Annotated in this window: 9 protein-coding genes; 4 read left to right on the forward strand and 5 right to left on the reverse strand. The window is 36.5% G+C overall.

The genetic code is table 11. The features are described 5' to 3' along the window. Window positions 1–287: 287 nt before the first annotated feature. The 3 genes from JOE44_RS20635 (at window position 288) to argS (ending at window position 6885) form a co-directional block, all read left to right on the forward strand. A complete protein-coding gene (locus JOE44_RS20635; RefSeq protein WP_209787132.1) occupies window positions 288–3314 on the forward strand; it encodes a SusC/RagA family TonB-linked outer membrane protein in 3027 nt (1008 codons plus the stop codon). Window positions 3315–3395: 81 nt separating this feature from the next. Continuing rightward, on the forward strand, window positions 3396–4985 hold the full coding sequence (locus JOE44_RS20640; RefSeq protein ID WP_245169830.1) for a SusD/RagB family nutrient-binding outer membrane lipoprotein: 1590 nt from the start codon (window positions 3396–3398) through the stop codon (window positions 4983–4985). Window positions 4986–5124: 139 nt separating this feature from the next. Next, window positions 5125–6885, forward strand: a complete 1761-nt coding sequence (gene argS, locus JOE44_RS20645) for an arginine--tRNA ligase (protein WP_209787136.1) — start codon at window positions 5125–5127, stop codon at window positions 6883–6885. A gap of 55 nt (window positions 6886–6940) precedes the next feature. On the opposite strand, the gene JOE44_RS20650 is transcribed toward argS, so the two are convergent. The 5 genes from JOE44_RS20650 to ccoN all read right to left on the reverse strand — a co-directional run bounded on the left by JOE44_RS20650 (window position 6941) and on the right by ccoN (window position 18746). Next, window positions 6941–7912 (reverse strand): YihY/virulence factor BrkB family protein, encoded by a 972-nt coding sequence (locus JOE44_RS20650; protein WP_209787138.1) that lies wholly within the window; start codon window positions 7910–7912, stop codon window positions 6941–6943. A 1-nt stretch (window position 7913) separates the two neighbouring features. Continuing rightward, a complete protein-coding gene (locus JOE44_RS20655; protein ID WP_209787147.1) occupies window positions 7914–10241 on the reverse strand; it encodes a BamA/TamA family outer membrane protein in 2328 nt (775 codons plus the stop codon). Next, entirely contained in the window at window positions 10241–15268 is a 5028-nt protein-coding gene (locus JOE44_RS20660; protein ID WP_209787149.1) for a translocation/assembly module TamB domain-containing protein, read from the reverse strand. Before JOE44_RS20660 ends, JOE44_RS20655 begins: the two co-directional genes overlap by 1 nt. Window positions 15269–15559: 291 nt before the next feature. Further along, a complete protein-coding gene (locus tag JOE44_RS20665) occupies window positions 15560–16447 on the reverse strand; it encodes a cbb3-type cytochrome c oxidase N-terminal domain-containing protein (protein ID WP_209787151.1) in 888 nt (295 codons plus the stop codon). Window positions 16448–16466: 19 nt separating this feature from the next. Continuing rightward, window positions 16467–18746, reverse strand: a complete 2280-nt coding sequence (gene ccoN, locus JOE44_RS20670) for a cytochrome-c oxidase, cbb3-type subunit I (RefSeq protein WP_209787152.1) — start codon at window positions 18744–18746, stop codon at window positions 16467–16469. Between the two features lie 183 nt (window positions 18747–18929). On the opposite strand from ccoN, the gene JOE44_RS20675 reads away from it, so the two are divergent. Beyond that, window positions 18930–19223, forward strand: coding sequence for a helix-turn-helix transcriptional regulator (locus JOE44_RS20675; protein WP_209787154.1), 294 nt, complete (start codon window positions 18930–18932; stop codon window positions 19221–19223). Window positions 19224–19322: the final 99 nt, after the last annotated feature.

Below are 19322 nucleotides of genomic sequence, written 5' to 3' on the forward strand. Positions count from 1 at the left end.
ATTTGTAATCGTTTTAATAAAGAATTTTGGGAATTAAATTTGGTTTTTGTATTTATATTAATCACTTATTCAATGTGTTATGTGGTTTTGTTGAGAGGTGGATTTAAATGGCATCAATTGAAATATTGATGTTATTTTTTTTATTTAAATTTTTATTTTTAATGTTTTTTTTTAATTGTTTTATGGGTTTTTACTTCTTTGTACTGGTTTATTTTTAACTTTTTCAAGTTTTACTTGTTGAATTGTTAATAAAAACACAATTTTGATGAGTAAAAATTAATTTTGATATGAAGAAACTAACAATGAGTCTACTTGTCGTTGTATTATCTTCTTCCGTTGCTATTGTAAATGCTCAGCAGAAGAAAAAAGATACTACTACACAGACAAAAGAGATTGAAGGTGTGGTAGTAACTGCATTAGGTATTAAGAGAGAAAAGAAAGCTCTTGGATACTCCTCTCAGGAAGTGAAAGCTGATAAATTATTTGGTGGAACTACTAATACTGGAAATGTAGCTTCCCAGCTTTCTGGAAAAGTTGCTGGATTAAATGTTAATACCAATTCCAACTTTGGTGGCGCAACCAATTTAGTAATCAGAGGTGTTAAATCTCTACAAGGAAGTAACCCATTAATTGTAATTGATGGATCTCCGGTAAATAACACTTCTACATTTTCAGGTAGTGCGAATGGAGGGTTTGATTTAGGGAATGCCTTATCCGATATCAACCAGGAAGATATTGAATCAATAAATGTACTAAAAGGAGCTGCTGCTTCTGCATTATATGGAGAAAGAGGCTTAAATGGGGTGATTGTAATTACAACTAAAAATGGTAAAGGTAAAGAAGATGGATCTTGGGGAGTTACATTATCATCGTCTGTACAAGCCGGTTTTATAGATAAATCTACATTCCCTACTTATCAAAACAGATATGGAGCCGGGTATGATCCATCTTTTTATTATGGGACGGGAGCAAATGGAATTAATAACGTGAATTTTGGTGAAGATGCTTCTTGGGGCCCGGAATATGATCCAAATAAATTGGTTTATCAATGGGATTCTTTTGATCCTACATCACCAAATTATGGTAAGGCAACACCGTGGGTAGCAGCCAAAAACGGACCTTTAAAATTTTTTGAAACCCCAATGTCGTATATAAATTCAATAGCTTTATCTAAGGGGAGTAAAGGATTTAATTTTAATTTAACTTATGATAATAATCTGTCTAATGGATTATTGCCAAATTCGAATTTAAGAAAGAATACTTTATCTACTAAGATTAATTATGATTTGACATCTAAGTTACATGCTACAGTTTATTCAACCTTAACTGTGCAAGGTACAATTGGCCGTACTGAAACTGGATATAGTGATAACATTGTTACAGGATTCAGACAATGGTGGCAAACCAACGTGGATGTAGTTGCGTTACAAAATTCATATAATAACAATATTAACAATCCTACAGCCGCTAATAATTATGGAAATGTAACCTGGAATAGAAAATCTGCAGCTAATGGAACTCCTGCGTTTTGGAATAACCCATATTTTCAACGATACAAGAATTATGAATCTGATGATCGAACCAGAATATTTACTTATGCACAGTTAACTTATGATATTGATTCCCATGTAAATATTACAGGTAAATTTAGTTATGATAATACCAATTTACTTTTTGAAAGAAGATTGGCTGTAGGATCATATCCTCAGGCATTTGGGATTTCACAAAAAAGTGTAGGGTCAGGTTATGACAGATATGATTTGACAAGAAGAGAGATCAATTATGATCTTTTTGCCAACTATAAATATGATTTGCTTCCTTGGTTAAACATGAGTGGTATTGTTGGAGGGACAGTGCGTAGAAATAATGCAAGTTCAACCGAAGCATCAACAGAAGGGGGACTTATAAAAGCTGGGTTATATTCTTTGGATAATTCATTAAAACCAGAATTAAATCCAGTAGAGAATGTTTCAACTATTCAAACGAATAGCTTGTATGCAACAGTATCGCTTGATTTTAATAAAATTTTCTATTTGGATGGAACATTCCGTAGAGATGTAAGTTCAACTCTTCCTAAACAGAATAATAAATATAATTATGGTTCTCTTTCCGGATCATTGATATTGTCAGAGCTGCTTAAATCTCAAAACTCTATTGTAAATTTCTGGAAAGTAAGAGGGAATTATGCTGAAGTAGGAGGTACTGCTGATCCATACCAATTAGCACCACAATATTTCACAGCGGGTTCATTCAATGGACAGATTGGAATATATAAACCTCAAACCACATTGCCTAATCCAGATCTTAAACCTCAAAGATCTAAAGAATTTGAATTTGGAACAGAAGTACACTTTTTAAAAGACAGAATTATATTAGATGCCGCTTATTATGATACCAAAACATCTAATCAGATTATTACACCTAATATATCTTCCGGATCAGGACAATTAGCGGCGGCAATCAATGCTGGACAAATTAATAACAAAGGAGTTGAAGTTCATTTAGGGATTACACCCATAAAAACACAAGATTTTTCTTGGGATGTAGATGCCAATTGGGCTAAAAATACAAGTAAAGTTGTGGCCTTGGAAGACGGTTTGAAAGTGTATCCATTAGTGGGTATGGTTGGAGCAACTATTGTTGCTTCTGTAGGAAATCCGTGGGGAGATATCTTCGGAACAGATTATGTTTACCTGAATGGACAAAAGGTTGTTGATCCCACTACAGGGCTATATTTAAAAGAAGGTAATAGAGTTATTGGTAATACACAGCCAAAATGGACAGGAGGATTAAGAAACACATTCAGATATAAAAATATATCTCTTAGCTTCCTGATTGATGTAAGACATGGAGGTGATATCTTTTCATCAGATTTATATTATGGCTTAGCTAGTGGTTTGTATCCTGAAACTGCTGTGGATGGGTATAGAACAAATGGAGTTGTACTTCAGGGAGTGAATCCTAATGGTCAGGTAAATACCACCCAAGCTCAGGTAGATGTAGCAGGTTATGATATGAATCCAAATGATAGTTATGATAAGGCACCAGGTAAACGATTTGTTTATGATGGCTCTTTTGTAAAATTAAGAGAAGCAAGTATCACATATTCGTTGCCTAAAACATTAATCGCTAATACTTTTATGAATGATGCTAAAATTTCATTAGTAGGAAGAAACTTATGGATTCTTCATAAAAACTTACCTTATGCAGATCCGGAAGCAACACAGATGGGAGGGTTATATTCTTATGGTTCATCTATAGGGGCCTTACCAACTACTAGAGAGGTAGGAATAAACTTCACATGTAAATTCTAAATATTAATATAATTTATAATTATTATGAATAACAAGATAAAAAATATATTATTATCAGGTACCTTGGCTTCATCATTGTTTATGATCAACTCTTGCCAGAGTGATATCACACAGTTGAACGAAGATCCTAAACACCCATCTGTAGTACCTTCAAGTAATTTGCTTGCTACAGGTCTATATCAAGCTTTTTATTATATGTATACTGGTAGTGTGAACTTTAATAATTACCGATTTTTCACACAACAGTGGACAGAAACAACTTATACCGAAGAAACCAATTATAATTTAATTACTAGAGCACAACCTAGGTCTCATTTTAATAGAATGTATGTTTATGCTCTGAATAGTTTAAATCAGGCAATGAAAAACCTGCCTGCTGAACTAAATGCGGATGATGGTATTGTAAATAATAAATGGGCTACTTTAGAAATCTCCTCAATATTCGTATGGGAAAATATTGTTGATACTTATGGAAACGTACCATATAGCCAGGCTTTACAGGCAGAAACAATCAAGTCTCCTAAATATGATGATGCCAAATCTATTTATCTGGACCTTATTAAAAGATTAGATATAGCAATATCAAAAATTAATACAGCTAAAAAAAGCTATGATACAGCTGATCTGGTTTACAAAGGAGATATGTCCAAATGGAAAAAATTAGCCAACTCTATTAAGCTGCGTTTAGCTATAAATTTAGCTGATGTAGATCCTGCAACATCTAAATCCGTAGCTGAAGCTGCTATAGCTGCTGGAGTAATTGATTCTGAAGCTTCTTCATTTTCATTAACATTTGATGGGGGAACATTTTCAAATCCTTTATTCGATGATTTAGTGGCATCAAGTAGAAATGATTTTATTCCTTCTTCAGTACTAGTTACTCCAATGAATACAAATTCTGATCCTAGAAGACATGGAATGCTTTTTGAAAATATATCACCTGCTAAAGTTTCAAGTGTAACGAGTAATGTGATTACATTTTCTAGTAATATTCCTTCTTGGGTAACCGTCGGATCAAAAGTATATCTATATGCTGATGATACTACAGCAACAAGTTTTATAGGAAACGTAATTTCTTCTACCTCCACTACGATTACTCTGGATAATATGTCTATGGCTGTAAATGCCGAAAATTTATTAACTTTTGATTATTATAAGGGAGGAACTTATGGATCTCAAAACTCTTATACTTCTAATAGTCATATTAACCCTGCTTATAAACGGGCAAATGCACCAGCTAAATTATTTGGCTTTACAGAAGTTCAGTTTTTGAAAGCAGAGGCTGCAGCTAGAGGTTATAATGCTGGTGGGACTGCATCTTTGTTTTTCTCTTCTGCTATACAATCTTCTATGTCTGAACACGAAGTGTCATCCACAGATGCTGCTGCTTATATCGCTGCTCATCCATTAGATGCTGCAAACTGGAAAAAATCTATTGGATACGAATCTTGGATTGCTATGTGGAATAATCCTTTTTCTGCATGGAATTTTGTTAGAAGACTGGATTATCCGGCTCTTCAGACTCCACCCAACAGTCAGATAGGAGGTGTGCCCTATAGAATGTTATATTCCGATCAGGAGTATGTCGTAAACTTCGATAATGTTTCAGCAGCGGCTGCAGCAATAGGAGGAGATAAAGCAACGACCAAACTATTCTGGGATAAATTTTAACAAATACTTTTTAACATTTAATATATTTTGGCCGCCTTCGGGCGGTTTTTTTATTTCCGTATATTTGTAACTTGGATTTTGAGCAGAAACACACGGTAAAATGTTTCGGCGATAAGCATTAAAAAGAGAATTTAGAAACATGAATATTAAATATATTATCGAAGAAAAACTTTCGGAGGTCATTTTAAACGTATATCAGTTAAAAGACATCAAGCTGGAAGTTCAGGAAAATAAAACGGAATTTGAGGGTGATTTTACCATTGTCACTTTTCCGTTGGTAAAACAATTGAAAAAAAATCCTGAAAGCATCGGGGTTGAATTAGGTGAAGCTTTGACAGAGCAGACGGAAATTTTTGAAAGCTTTAATGTGGTAAAAGGTTTCCTGAATGTTAAAGTTAAAAACCAATTGTTTGTAGACAACTTCAGATCAGTAACTAATAACTTCTCTACTATAGAAAAGAAAAATGCTACAGTGATGGTGGAATATTCTTCACCGAATACTAATAAACCATTGCACTTAGGGCATATCAGAAATAACTTATTAGGATTTTCAGTAGCTCAGATTTTAAAAGAAGCCGGATATGATGTGATTAAAACTCAGATCATCAATGACAGAGGAATTCATATCTGTAAATCTATGTTGGCCTGGGAAAAATTCGGAAACGGAGCAACTCCTGAAACAACCAATACAAAAGGAGACAAATTTGTAGGAAACTACTATGTAGAATTTGACAAAAACTACAAAAAAGAAATTGCAGATCTTGTAAACCAAGGTGTAGGAGAGGAGCAGGCGAAAAAAGATGCTCCGGTAATGAAAGAAGCTCAGAAAATGCTTTTGGATTGGGAAAATGGTGAAGAAACTGTAAGAGCACTTTGGGCAGAGATGAATTCATGGGTTTACAAAGGATTCAATGAAACCTATAAAAGATTAGGAGTTGATTTTGATCAGGTTCAATATGAAAGCAACACGTACATTTTAGGAAAAGATCTCATTCAGGCGGGATTAGATAAAGGAGTTTTGTATCAGAAAGAAGATGGTTCTGTTTGGTGCGACCTTACCGATGAGGGACTTGATCAAAAGCTATTGCTTCGTTCAGACGGTACATCAGTTTATATGACACAGGATCTTGGAACAGCCGTGGAGCGTTTCAAGCAAAATAATATCCAAAAGCTAATCTATACAGTAGGAAACGAACAGGATTACCACTTCCAGGTTTTATTTAAAATCCTGAAAAAATTAGGATATGAATGGGCAGATCAGTTGTTCCACCTTTCTTATGGAATGGTAGAACTTCCTGAAGGTAAAATGAAATCCCGTGAAGGAACTGTAGTAGACGCAGATGATCTGATGCAGGAGATGTACGAAACGGCAAAATCTAAAGCTCAGGAGTTAGGAAAATTGGAAACTCTTTCAGAAGAAGATAAAGAAGCATCTTATGAAACAGTAGGATTGGGAGCATTGAAATATTTCATGCTTAAAGTAGATCCTAAGAAAAAAATGCTTTTCAATCCTGCAGAAAGTATTGATTTTAATGGAAATACAGGTCCGTTTATTCAATATACCTATGCACGTATTCAGTCGTTATTGTCTAAAGCGGGTGCTTTACAAACAGAGACTGCAGATATTGAATTGAATCAATCCGAAAAAGAATTGATTATGCAGTTGGCCAACTTTAAAACTGTAGTCGCTAAATCAGCGGAAACATTAAGCCCGGCTTTGGTTGCCAACTACGTTTACGATCTTGTTAAGGCATATAACTCTTTCTATCAGAATAATCCAATTCTGAATCAGGAAGATGAAAACGTAAAACAATTCCGTTTAAATATTTCAGATATCACAGCAAAGACGATCAAAAAATCGTTAGAGTTGCTGGGAATCGGAACGGTAAACAGAATGTAAAAATAGAAAGCCTCCTGAATTTCAGGAGGCTTTTTTATTATAGAGCTATTTAATACTAAGATTGTTTTGATTCCGAAGTTTCTGGACTTTTGGTCTCTTCTTGATTATCTTTCATCTGTTTTAAGCTGTCAGCGTAAAGTTTGGCTGGAGTCCACCGTGCATGTTTGGAAAGAATAACTTTATATCCTTTTTTGTAAGTATAAACTTTGGTAAATTCTGCACCAAAGAATATCAGCATGCAGGAATAATTGATCCACATCATAATCAGAATCACTGTTCCGGCAGCGCCAAAGGCTGAGGTAGGTTTTACCTGATTAAAATAAAGACTTAATAAAAATTTCCCTAGCGTAAATAAAACAGTAGTGAGAAAAGCTCCCCTCCATACCGGTTTCCAGCTGACCAAAACATCCGGCAAAACTTTAAACATTAAAGCAAATAAGAGCATGACAAGTCCAAAGCCTACAGCGAAATTCACGGTTTCTACCAGCATATACGTTTCAAAACCAAAATATTGGGTGATAATCGTATTAAACAGACTGATCAGAGAAGATAAAATCATGGTGATCATCAGAAGAAATCCCAGAATAAGAATCATCCCTAAAGAATTCGCTCTGTCCAGTAAAAATTTAAGCAACGCTTTCTTTGGAGCAGCTTCTACTTCCCAAAGTGTATTTAAAGAATGCTGAAGTTGAAAAAAGAGTGTAGTAGAACCAAAAACCAATGATCCCACTCCTACCGCTTTCATAAAAATATTCTTTTTATCAATAAGAGCACCTGCCAGCATGCCTTCAATGCTTTTCGCTACATCCGGTCCCATGATACCGCTGATCTGTGTGCTGATCTGCCCGCGGATGGCTTCTTCACCAAAGAAGTTTCCAAGGACCCAGATAATAATAATCAATAATCCCGGAATAGAAAAGATAGCATAATAGGCAAGACTTGCTGAATCTTTTGATGCAGTAGAATTGTTCCATTCAGTAAATGTATCTTTAAGAACTTCCCAGAAAAATTTAAGATTTTTGATCATATTAAAAAGGATATCCGATGGCAATATTAAAAACAAGGTTATCTTTTCTCCAGCTTGAGTCTCCGAAGTTGATTTTGTCGAAGGTCCACCTGTCTCCTTTCTGATAGTAAGGAACTCTCAATGGCATGGCAAGATCAAGTCTTAGAATCAGGATAGAAAAATCCAGTCTCAGACCTACTCCGGCTCCCACCGCAATTTCATTTAAAAAATCTTTTGAAAATTTAGCTCCCGGTCTGTCTTTGTCGTCGTGAAGCAGCCAGATATTTCCGGCATCTACAAAAACGGCAGCATTTAAAAATTTATAAAGATTGGCTCTGTATTCAGCATTTAATTCCAGTTTGATATCTCCGGACTGATCAAAGTAAATACTCGGATCTATCGTTCTCGGGTCAAAACTTCCCGGCCCTAATGTTCTTGCACGGAATGCTCTGATACTGTTACTCCCTCCTGAGAAAAACTGTTTAGAGAAAGGAATAAATTCTGAATTTCCGTAAGGATAAGCGATTCCTCCGATAAATCTCGTTGCCAGTGAAGATTTTTCAGTAAACTTATGATAGAATCTGAAATCATTTTCAATCTTTACATACTGGCTGAAAGGAATCCCAAATATTTTCTTCTCTTTGTCCTTTTTTACATCAGCTCCGGTAACCAGACCTGTAATATTTCCTGCCAGATCAAGTGTTCCTTTGTAGTAAAAGGTATTGGTTCTTGGCAGCATCGTATTGGTGTAGGTATAAGAATAGGTAGGACCGAAAATAAGTTGTTTGGCTACAACTCTTTTCATGGCAGGATTTTTTGCAGAGATAGATTCATATTCTTCCGTAACATTGGCAGGAGAAACCAATGTAATATCAATCACTTTCAGATCATGTTCCTTTCTTGCATTTTCTTTCCAAACATATCCGAATGATCCGGTGAAATTATTAAGCGTGTAATATTGTGTTCTGTTCTGGAATTCATATCCCAATGTAATATTTGTTCTGGGAACAAATTCACTGGACGAGTGAAAACGGAATGGCGCTACAATTCTCGGAATAGAAAGTTGTACGTTTGTTCCGGCACGGAAAATATTATTGGCATTTTGGGCACCTCCCATCTGGAAATCAAATGCTCCGTAGATGGCGGCTTTGAATTGCTCGGCACCACGGAAAAAGTTTCTGTGAGTCCAGTTAAGGTTCAGCTCACTACCTGCGTAGTTGGCAGAGTTCGTTCTTCCTAATGCTTCCAGGCGCAGCGACTGGACTTGTCTAGGGGTCAATAGATAATACGCATCAAATTTATGGCTTAAAGAGTCAGATACAATGAACTCATTCTTTACAAATTTGAATACACCCAGACTGATGAGTCGGTTCAGGGTAAGATTATGATTAGAGCGGTTATAAAGATCTCCTTTTTTGAAATATAAAGCTCTGTCAAAAATTTTCGGTTTGAATTTATGCTGAGGATCAATAACGTAAATGTCGTCGAAACGATATTTGGAAAGAGAATCTTTGTCCATAGGTATACTGTATTTACCATCTTTTACGTCCTGAATGTTGTAATTGGGAAATACAATAACATTATCAATGCTAAACTGCTGAGTGGCTAAATCAGGTGTATTGTCTTTCAGTTTTACATTAAGTTCCACCTTATGATTTTTGCTCACCGTACTGTCTGCCTGAACAATAATATTATCAGGATGGAAATAATAAAAACCTCTTTCTTTTAACCTGTTGTCAATTCTGTCTCTTTCAGCTTTGATGACATCCAGATCAAATGGTCTTCCATTTTTAAGAAGCGTTTTATCAGTAAGGCTTTGAATTTCCTGATTAACCAGTGTAGAATCTTTCTGGAATTTTACGCCGTCAATCAGATATCTGGAACCTGGTCTTACCGTATAAATAACCTGAGCTTTTTTATTCTTTGAAACCGTATCATAAGAAGCTTTAGCATTGAAATACCCTTTATTTTCAGAATAATTCTCAATAATATCTTTATTGAACTCCCGGTCTACATCACCCAATAATACAGGCTTTTCACCCACTTTATATTTTAGCCAGTAATTAAAACCCTTATCCTTTTTAGGTTCCTTGGCTATATTATAGAAATATAGCTTTGGGCGCAGTCCTAAAAACGTAGAATTGGGCTTTGGAGTAAGATTGGCTTCCAAAGCAGCCTGAAGATCTTTTTTTTCTTTTTTGGAAATCGTATCATTTTCAATCTTTACTTTGGCTCCCGTGTAAAGCATCTGGCCTTCTTTCAAAAACCTGGTATTGCTGCACGAGACCACAGTGGATGCCATTCCGGAAACCAACAGATACTTACAATATATATGGAACTTATTACTCATTATTTAAATTCTACCACTTGGTTATTTTGATTTTTTTTCGGCTTCTTCTCTTTAGATTTCTGGAAAATCTCGCGGAATTTGTCATAATCCAATGTAATAATGAATCCAACTCCGGTTTCTATGATCTGCCCCTGAAGAGCCACCTGATACTCATCTTTACGGTAAGCTCGTAACATATACCTTCCATCTTTAGAAAGGCTGTAATCTACTGAAACATTACCCGCAATATTGGTCATATTTTCATTTTGGCGGGCCTGACCTTCCAGTCCGAAATTACTTCCTACCGTTACTTTCAGTCGGTCATTCAATAATTTTTTACTGATATCTACATTCAGGTCAGTTCGCGTATTTTTTTCTCCGCTGGAATAATCTTCTGAAGAATCAAGACCAAAATTAAGATCTACTCCTTTGATCAGACCTGCGGCAAGATTGTTCAGCTGCTGAGAAAGAATTTTACTCACACTCTGTCTCGCCATGGTTTCTGCAGACATTCCTGCACCGCTTTCAAATGGATTTTCTCCGATAAAACGGTTCAGAAGAAGTAAGGCAAACACTTGCTTATTCAGTTCAGATTCCTGAGTTCTGATCTGGGCGAGCTTTTGATCTACAACATCTTTCACATTCGTAGATACGGAATTATTTTTTTCATCTGTAGTGATATCAAAAGAAAGCTGAGGTTTCAATAATTCCCCTTTCATTTTTAATAAAGCATTGAAAGGAACTCTCTGCTTAAACTGGTTCAATGTTGAAGCACTTTCTCCACTGATCTGCTGTTCTACAAGGTCAATAGGCGGAGCTTCTGTTTTATAAACGGCGGTAATATCCATTTGAGCCGTTGTAGGTTCACCGGTCCATGTTATGGTACTGCCTTTCCGGATGTCAAATTTACGTTTCAGGAAACTCACAGAAAGATCATAACTTCCTTTTTCCACTTCATATACTCCTACCAATGTGGTTTTTCCTGACGGATCTATTCCTCCGGTTAATTCTGCCTCACCCTGCAGCTGTACAAAATCACCATTGGCTTTATCAATGATTAGCGACAGTTTTGCTTCTTTGCTGACTTCAATATTAACACTCACATCCATCCCTTTGATACGGCTTTGCGCATTAAGAGAATCTGCTTTGATTGTTTTGTTTAAAACCACCTGATCCTGATCCACAAATTCTACAATACCATCTCTTTCCTGTAAAGTAGGGCTGGATTGAGGAAGAACAAAAGTGAAATCCGTATTGTCTGCCACGCTTAGTCTTCCATCTACTTTTGGAAGATCAAGGTTTCCGCGGATATGAAGTCCGGCATCAATAGCAAGAACACCATACATCATTGCATCATTGGATTTTTCTGAATTGACTACTTTAAAGTCTTTAGCATTCACATTCAGGTTAAAGGCAAAATCTCTGTAAGTCTGTGTCAGAACCTCTCCGTCTACAACAAGAGCATTTCCGTCTTTATCTTTAATTTTAAATTTATCAAACTCGATTCCCCGGTTCGTAAAATCTATTTCATCACTCAGGTGTCTGAAATCACTTCCCGTTTTGGCAATTTCCAATCCGGCATCATTGAATTTTACTTTTCCTAAAATATTAGGTTGAGCAGTAGTTCCGGTGATCTTTAAATTTCCTGAGAGATAACCTTCCGTATTGGTAATCGCATTCATTGAAAACCCTTGAATACTTTTCATCTGAAGCTGATTGATCGCCATATTCAGATCAAAAGTACTGGAAGAAGTATTGTAATCACCCAGGATTTTTACATCATTGTTATTTCCGGAAAGGGCAATATCTGCATTTAAAATCTTCGGTGAAGCATTGTTCACTTTTACCGCAAGATTTCCGACAGGGCTTCCATAGACGATTAAATCTGAAATATTCAGATCCGAAGTGAAGGTCATATTTTTAGTCACATCACGAAGCTGTACTGTCCCGTTGATGGTTCCTCTTGCCAGAACCGTATCTTTTTTAATAAGTTCCGTAATGGTTTCAATCTTGAAATCTTTCAACGAAATGTTCAAAGGACTGCTTGGGCTGCTGCTTTCCGACTGAACAGCGATTTCACTGTTTCCATTGGAGAGAATAAAATTATCAGCCAGAATTCCTTTATTGCTGATCTGGATTTTGTTATTTTCTGCAACATTCCAATCCGTATAATTAAGTTTAAGTCCGTTCGGGTTCAGAGATATTTCGGTAATGTCATTCAGAGATTTTGCATTTCCGGCAATCAGGAATTGGGTTGCATTTTTTTCATCTTTTGTCGTAACATTGTAACGAATAGTATTGTCAGCAACATCACCGTCAATAGTAATTTTATTTAAAGAAAAGCTCGAGCTTTTTAATGCGGCAACATTAAGGCTGTACTGCAATGCCTGATTTTCATTGGTGACTTTCAAGGCTCCTTTTTCAATGGTGTTTTCACCATATAATAATCTTGGAATCTGCCCGTCAATTTCAATTTTCTGAGAATCTGCATCGTAGTTTCCTGTCAGATTGATGGTTTCAAAATCTTTTAATTCCGGCACAAATTTTCTGATCAGATCATCATTTTTGATTTTTGCAGTAAATGTAAAATGCTGCCCCGGATCAATTTTCTGGCTTTTATCCGGCTTCTGGAATTGATAATATTGATTGATCGTTTGGGTTAAAGCACCAAAGATCTGGGTAAGCTTATATTTACCTTTCAGTTCAACATCTGCCACCTGAGAGTTAAAAACAATCTGGGTAGAATCCTGAGTAGATGAAGCTTTCAGATTGACTTCCTGTACGGGATACACTTCTTTCGTATCCGAGAATGCAAAATCTTTAAGGTTTAAGTATCCGTTCAGGTTATTGGGATCTAAGCTTGTAAAATCTCCATCAATTTTTCCGGCAATGATCATCGGTTTTTCATAGAAACCAAGTTTGTTGACATCCAGTTTGATGACTTCTCCATTCACTTTTACCGTGGGATTTTTTTCATCATACACTCCGGAAGCAGTCAGCTGTAAACTGGCATTCGGATCTTTGGAATCTAAAATCACATGATATGCTCCTTTGTTGATCTTTCCGGTAAGGTTCATGTTTTGATAACGGTATCCTTTGTAAACGGCAGAAGCAACATACCCCTTTAAATCCGCTTTGGCATTTTTAAAATCAAAACTTTCACCTTTTGCCGCAATTTGCGCGGTGATTGGACCAATATCTTTATTCTGAATAATTTTTCCTACCTGTATTCCCTGAAGATTTGCTTTTACATCATAGAGTTCGTGATTCTTTCTACGCATGTCTACCTGCGCGATGATGGCTGCATTTCCCAAAGTAGAGTAGAGGTTCAGATCTGTATTCACCACTTTGGTTGTACCTTTTGCATTTCCTTTAATGCTGAAATGGGAAGGAAGCGAAATATTGGAAGGAATCGTATTTTTAGGGACAAGATTGAATATCGTTTTGGCACTGGAAGAAAATTCTCCGATTCTCAGATCATAATACAACTGATCAGGATTCATCGCATTTTTGATTTTCCCGGATGCCATTACCCTCAGCTGATCAAGCCCGGAAACTTTAAGATCCTGAATTAAAAGATCATTGACGCTCCCTTTTACATTAGCATTTACATTGAGAACAGCGTTTGGATATTTGTTGAATGGAACCGTATTTCTTAAAGTGGGAACCAGATTCAGAATATCAGAGAATCCTATTTTTGAATCTTTGATATTGGCTGAAATCTTTACAGCACCTAAATTTGAGCTAAGCTGATCAATGGAGTTATAGTTTAAAATAACCTCATCACGCAATACTGTTTTCGGGGTTTGAAGATAAAGGTCTTTGAGATAAGCTTCCTTTTCTGCATACACGAAATCCGTATTGAATTTTTGGATATCCAGGCCTCTGTTTTCTTTGATTTCTGCAGAATTTACAGTTCCAGCAAAAGTATTGTTCTCCATTTTGAAGCTTCTTACCTCAACATTCATTTTTGAAAAATTAAGATGATTGAAGTCTATACCTTGTTTAGTTGGAGCAATAGCAGTATTGTTATAAGTTGCCTTTACATCATTCAAAACAAGTTTCCCTAAGAGAAGTTTCATGGCTTTATCCTGATCGGAAACTTTGGAAACCTCAGGTTCCTGTGTTTTTTTCGGATTGGCATTCTGAGCGGGAAGATAGAGATTGGCATTAATGTCTGCTCCGGAAAGAAATACATTGGCTACATGGTAGTCATTGTTTTCCAGATCAAGTTTATTAACCTTTGTGCTCAGTTCTTTAAATATAACTTTTGCGAATGTTTTGGTATTTTCGTCACCGTAATCAATATCGAAATGAGTAAGTTTAATGCCTCTCAATCCAATATTCATCGGTTTCTTTTCATTGAGAGAATCTACTTTTTTCTCAACTTTTTGAGCAACTTCTTCTACAAGTCCCTGCTTTAACTTTAATTTTAATCCGTCAAGATTGATGTCATTGACTGCATATTTGTTTTTGCTGAGATCAAAAGTTTTGACTCTGGTATCAAATGACTTAAAATAGAGTTTGATGTCATTCTTCGACTGTTGGTCGTTGAAGGTTACTCCAATATCTTTTAAATTGATTTTATCAAGAGAAATAATAAAGGGTTTGGAAGGGCTTTCTTCTTTATCACTGGACGCAAATGCATCAATAATATAATCAAAATTGAATTTGCCATCCGGTTTCCGTACCACATTAGCACGGGCACCTTCCATATTGACTGAAGTGATATCTGCTGTAGAATTAAGGAGTTTCAGCATGTGTAACCCTACATCCAGTTTCTTTACTGCCAGAAGGGTATCTACATCTTGTCCTTTGAGGTAGAGATTTTCCATGACAAGGCTGTTGGGAAATCCGATGTAAACTCTTTCAAGGCTTACCGGAGTTTTGATTTTTTTCTCCAGATAAACAATGAGCTTGTCTTTGATAAAGTTTTGGACGGCAGGAAGTCTTAAGCTTAGTATCAACAGGGTAAGAAGAACCAATATTGAAATAATGGTTATTGCAATACGCCTTAAAAGTTTTGTAGTGTTGATTTTCAGTTTCAAATGCGAAGTGGTTTCTAACAAAGATAATAATACTATTTTATTTGGTCCTTGTTGTGGTACACTTTTGCGAATGCAAAAATCCTGCCTTGGCTGTCTTTTTATGGAATTTCTAGTTTGTAGTTGTCAAGTGAATAGTTGAGTAAGACGGGTCAAGGCAGTGATTGTTATTTTAAAAAACGCCCCCTTTTTATCATTTTTTTAATGTTGAAAAGGTTAGTTAGCAAAAATGAAAATTCAAATGTTAGTAGTTGTGATGGGGGCGTGGCATGGTTTATATGATAGATAATAATTTTAATTGTTTCCGTTTTCCCATTTCACTTCTTCTCCCTGAGGAGCGGCACCACCTTGTGCGGTTGTGATGGGAGCGGTTTCCTGGTTGATATGGTAAATATAAGCGGCAATTTTTTCAGCATCTCTTCCGGTAATGGTTCCTTCTTTGATGAAAGGTCTCATGGTAGGATTGTTAGGAGAGCCGTTTTCAAGCATCCAGAAAACATTTTTAAATAAGCTTTTTTCTTTAATATTGATCCAGTGGGTATCGGTAAGGTTAGGTCCTATGCCTCCTTTTCCACCGTCTCCATGGCAGGTAACACAATTCGTTTTGAATAGTTCCTGTCCGTCTGCGATATTATCAGCACTGTATTTTGCCGATTCCAGATTAATCTGAGGTGCGGTTTTTTCATACTCTTCAATGGAAGCTAACATCGTTTTTGTTTCTTTGGTATATTCTGCATCCGGATGGGCATAATCTGTAAAAGAAAAGGCAAAAAGATATACAGCACAGAAGATACATCCGAACCAGAACAGACCGATCCACCATTTAGGAAGAGAATTGTCAAGCTCTGTAATTCCGTCAAAACCATGGTCGATAAGGATATCTTTTTCTTCCGTAGCGGTTTGTTTTTTGAAGGCAGAGTTCCATAATTTCTGGTAATACGGAACTTTTTTCTCTTCCAGGTATTGTTTTTTCTCTTCTTCAGATAATCTGTTGAAATTTTCATTTTCCACCAGATCTCCAATAGAATTCATAATCAGCAGAAGGATAACGGCGATTAATATCAGCGCCCAGAAAAAAGGAGAAGAAAAATATCCTGAATCTCCGGCGAACATTTCAAAGGCCATGATCGTTAAACCTATCGTTGTGGCGATATATATTGAAATTGGGGTTCTCGTTTTCATTGCAATTCAATTTTAAATGTTACTCTACGCTTGCGGTTTGTACCTGGGTTGTTTTAATGTCTGTACCTAATCTTTGCAGGTAAGCAATCATAGCTACAATTTCTCTTTGTTCAAGCGGTACATAGGCAGATCCTTTTGCTGTTTTTTCTTTTACCATCTGATCTTTTACGTCTGTTGCTTCAGCGTAAATTCTCTGTACAATTGCTTTTGACTGGTTATCCGCCCATTGGTTGGCAGAATCAATCTGTGCTTTTGTATAAGGAACATCAAAGACATTTTTCATCAGCTTCATTTTGTCTACCATTTCTGTTTTGTCCAGTTTATTGGTGATTAACCATGGGAAACGTGGCATAATGGAACCTGCAGAAGTAATTCTTGGGTTATACATATGTTTGAAGTGCCATGAATCCGGGTTTCTTCCTCCTTCTCTGTGTAAATCCGGTCCTGTTCTTTTAGATCCCCATAAGAATGGTCTGTCATATACGAATTCTCCTGCTTTGGAATACTGTCCGTTTTTCCCTTCAAATCTTACTACTTCATCACGGAAAGGTCTTATCATCTGAGAGTGGCAAGCATTACAGCCTTCGCGGATATAGAGATCTCTACCTTCCAGTTCCAATGGAGTATAAGGTTTTACTGCTGTAATGTTGGGAACACTTTGTTTAAGAGATAAGGTCGGGACAATTTCCACCAATCCACCGATTGCTACAGTGATGAAAGCTAATACAGAAAGGAGAGTAGGAGTTCTTTCCAACCATAAGTGTACTCCTTCGCCTTCTTTTCTTGAACTTCCGATATTGGCTAACGCAGGAGCTTCCGCAGGAACTTCTTTCTGGAATGAACCAGCTTTAATTGTTTTGATAACATTGACCACCATTAAAATAGCTCCTGAAAGATAAAATACACCTCCTAAGAATCTCATTTTAAAGTAAGGAATGATTGCTGTAACAGTGTCCAGCCAGTTTTTCCATAACAAGGTTCCGTCCGGGTTGAATTGTTTCCACATCAATCCCTGTGTGAATCCCGCAATATACATCGGAACAGCATAGAAGATAATTCCTAATGTTCCCAGCCAGAAGTGCCAGTTGGCTAATTTTTTAGACCAAAGAGGTGTTCTCCACATAATAGGAACCAGGTAATATACCACTCCGAATGCCATGAAACCATTCCATCCAAGAGCTCCTAAGTGTACGTGACCAATAACCCAGTCGGTATAGTGACCAATTTTATTTAATGATTTTGTTGCTAATAAAGGTCCTTCGAAAGTAGCCATACCGTAGCAGGTAATTGCCACAACAAAGAATTTTAGAATAGGATTTTCTCTTACTTTATCCCAGGCTCCTCTCAGGGTAAGAAGACCGTTCAGCATTCCTCCCCATGATGGAGCAATCAGCATGATGGAGAATCCTGTTCCCACCGCCTGAGCCCAGGCCGGTAAAGCTGTATATTGCAGGTGGTGAGGCCCGGCCCAAAGGTATACGAAGATCAGCGACCAGAAGTGAATGATGGATAATTTGTATGAGAATACCGGTCGTTGAGCTGCTTTTGGCATAAAGTAATACATCAGACCCAATACAGGGGTGGTTAATACGAATGCTACTGCATTGTGCCCATACCACCATTGTACTAATGCATCTTTTACACCTGCATATACAGAATAAGATTTCCAGCTTGTGAAAGATAACGGAACTTCCAGATTATTGAAGATGTGAAGCATTGCTACAGCGATCCAGGTTGCAAGATAGAACCATATAGCAACATATAAATGTCTCACTCTTCTTTTGGCAATAGTTCCGAACATATTGATTCCGAAAATGATCCAGGAGAAAGCAATTAAGATATCAATTGGCCATTCATGTTCAGCATATTCTTTAGAAGTATTGATTCCCATAAGGAATGTAATCACTACACTTACAATCATAAACTGCCAAGACCAGAAGTGAAGCCATGAAAGCGTGTCACTGTACATTCTGGTTTTAAGAAGCCTTTGCATACTGTAATAAGCACCACAGAAAAAGGAGTTACATACGAAAGCAAAAATTACCGCACTGGTATGAAGCATTCTGATTCTTCCGAAGCCCATGGCTCCCTGAGTGTTGATCAGTCCTTGAATATTACCCGAAGCCAAGCTTTTAATAGTTGTATCATCCGTACCGAATAAAAATTCAGGTAATTCAGGATAAAAAAGCATCAGTGCAGCTGTAAGCCCCAGCAGAAATCCTACAAGTCCGAATGCGATAGTCGCATAGAGGAATGCTCTGACAATATTATTGTCATAATTAAATTTTTGCGTCTCCATAAATTCCAATAGTGTTTACCGAAGTGATATTTTCTCTGAAAAAACCTTATTTTTAGGCCTTTTCTATATTGAAAATAAATATCATGTAACGTGTGTAATGTTTTGCCAAAGGTATTTATTAACTTTGTTAGAGACTAATAGCTAATCTTCTAAAATATACCGAAAACTACTAAAACAAAAACGATGAAAGTATGTGGACAAAATATCAGGAAAATACGTAGGAGCAGAGATCTTACGCAGGAATATATGGCTTTTGAAATGGGTATATCCCAAAAAGCATATTCCGATATTGAGAATTCCAAAGTGAAGATCAACCTGGAGATACTGACTAAAATATCTGATATTTTAGACATCAAGCCATCGGATATCTGTAGTATTTCGCATAAATGTGGTAATGATGCCTATGAAGATAAATATCAAAATCTTCTGGAGTACATGAAAAAGAATAATATTTCTATTCCGAAAGAATTGTTATAAGCTTTACCCTTTCCCTTTATATTACATTTTAACGCTCATAAAACAATGATCTCCCCGGACAGAAGGAGATCATGTTTTTTTCGGACAAAAAAGACTGTG

Origin of the sequence: Chryseobacterium sp. PvR013 (assembly GCF_017833095.1) — a bacterium.
Taxonomy (GTDB): domain Bacteria; phylum Bacteroidota; class Bacteroidia; order Flavobacteriales; family Weeksellaceae; genus Chryseobacterium; species Chryseobacterium culicis_A.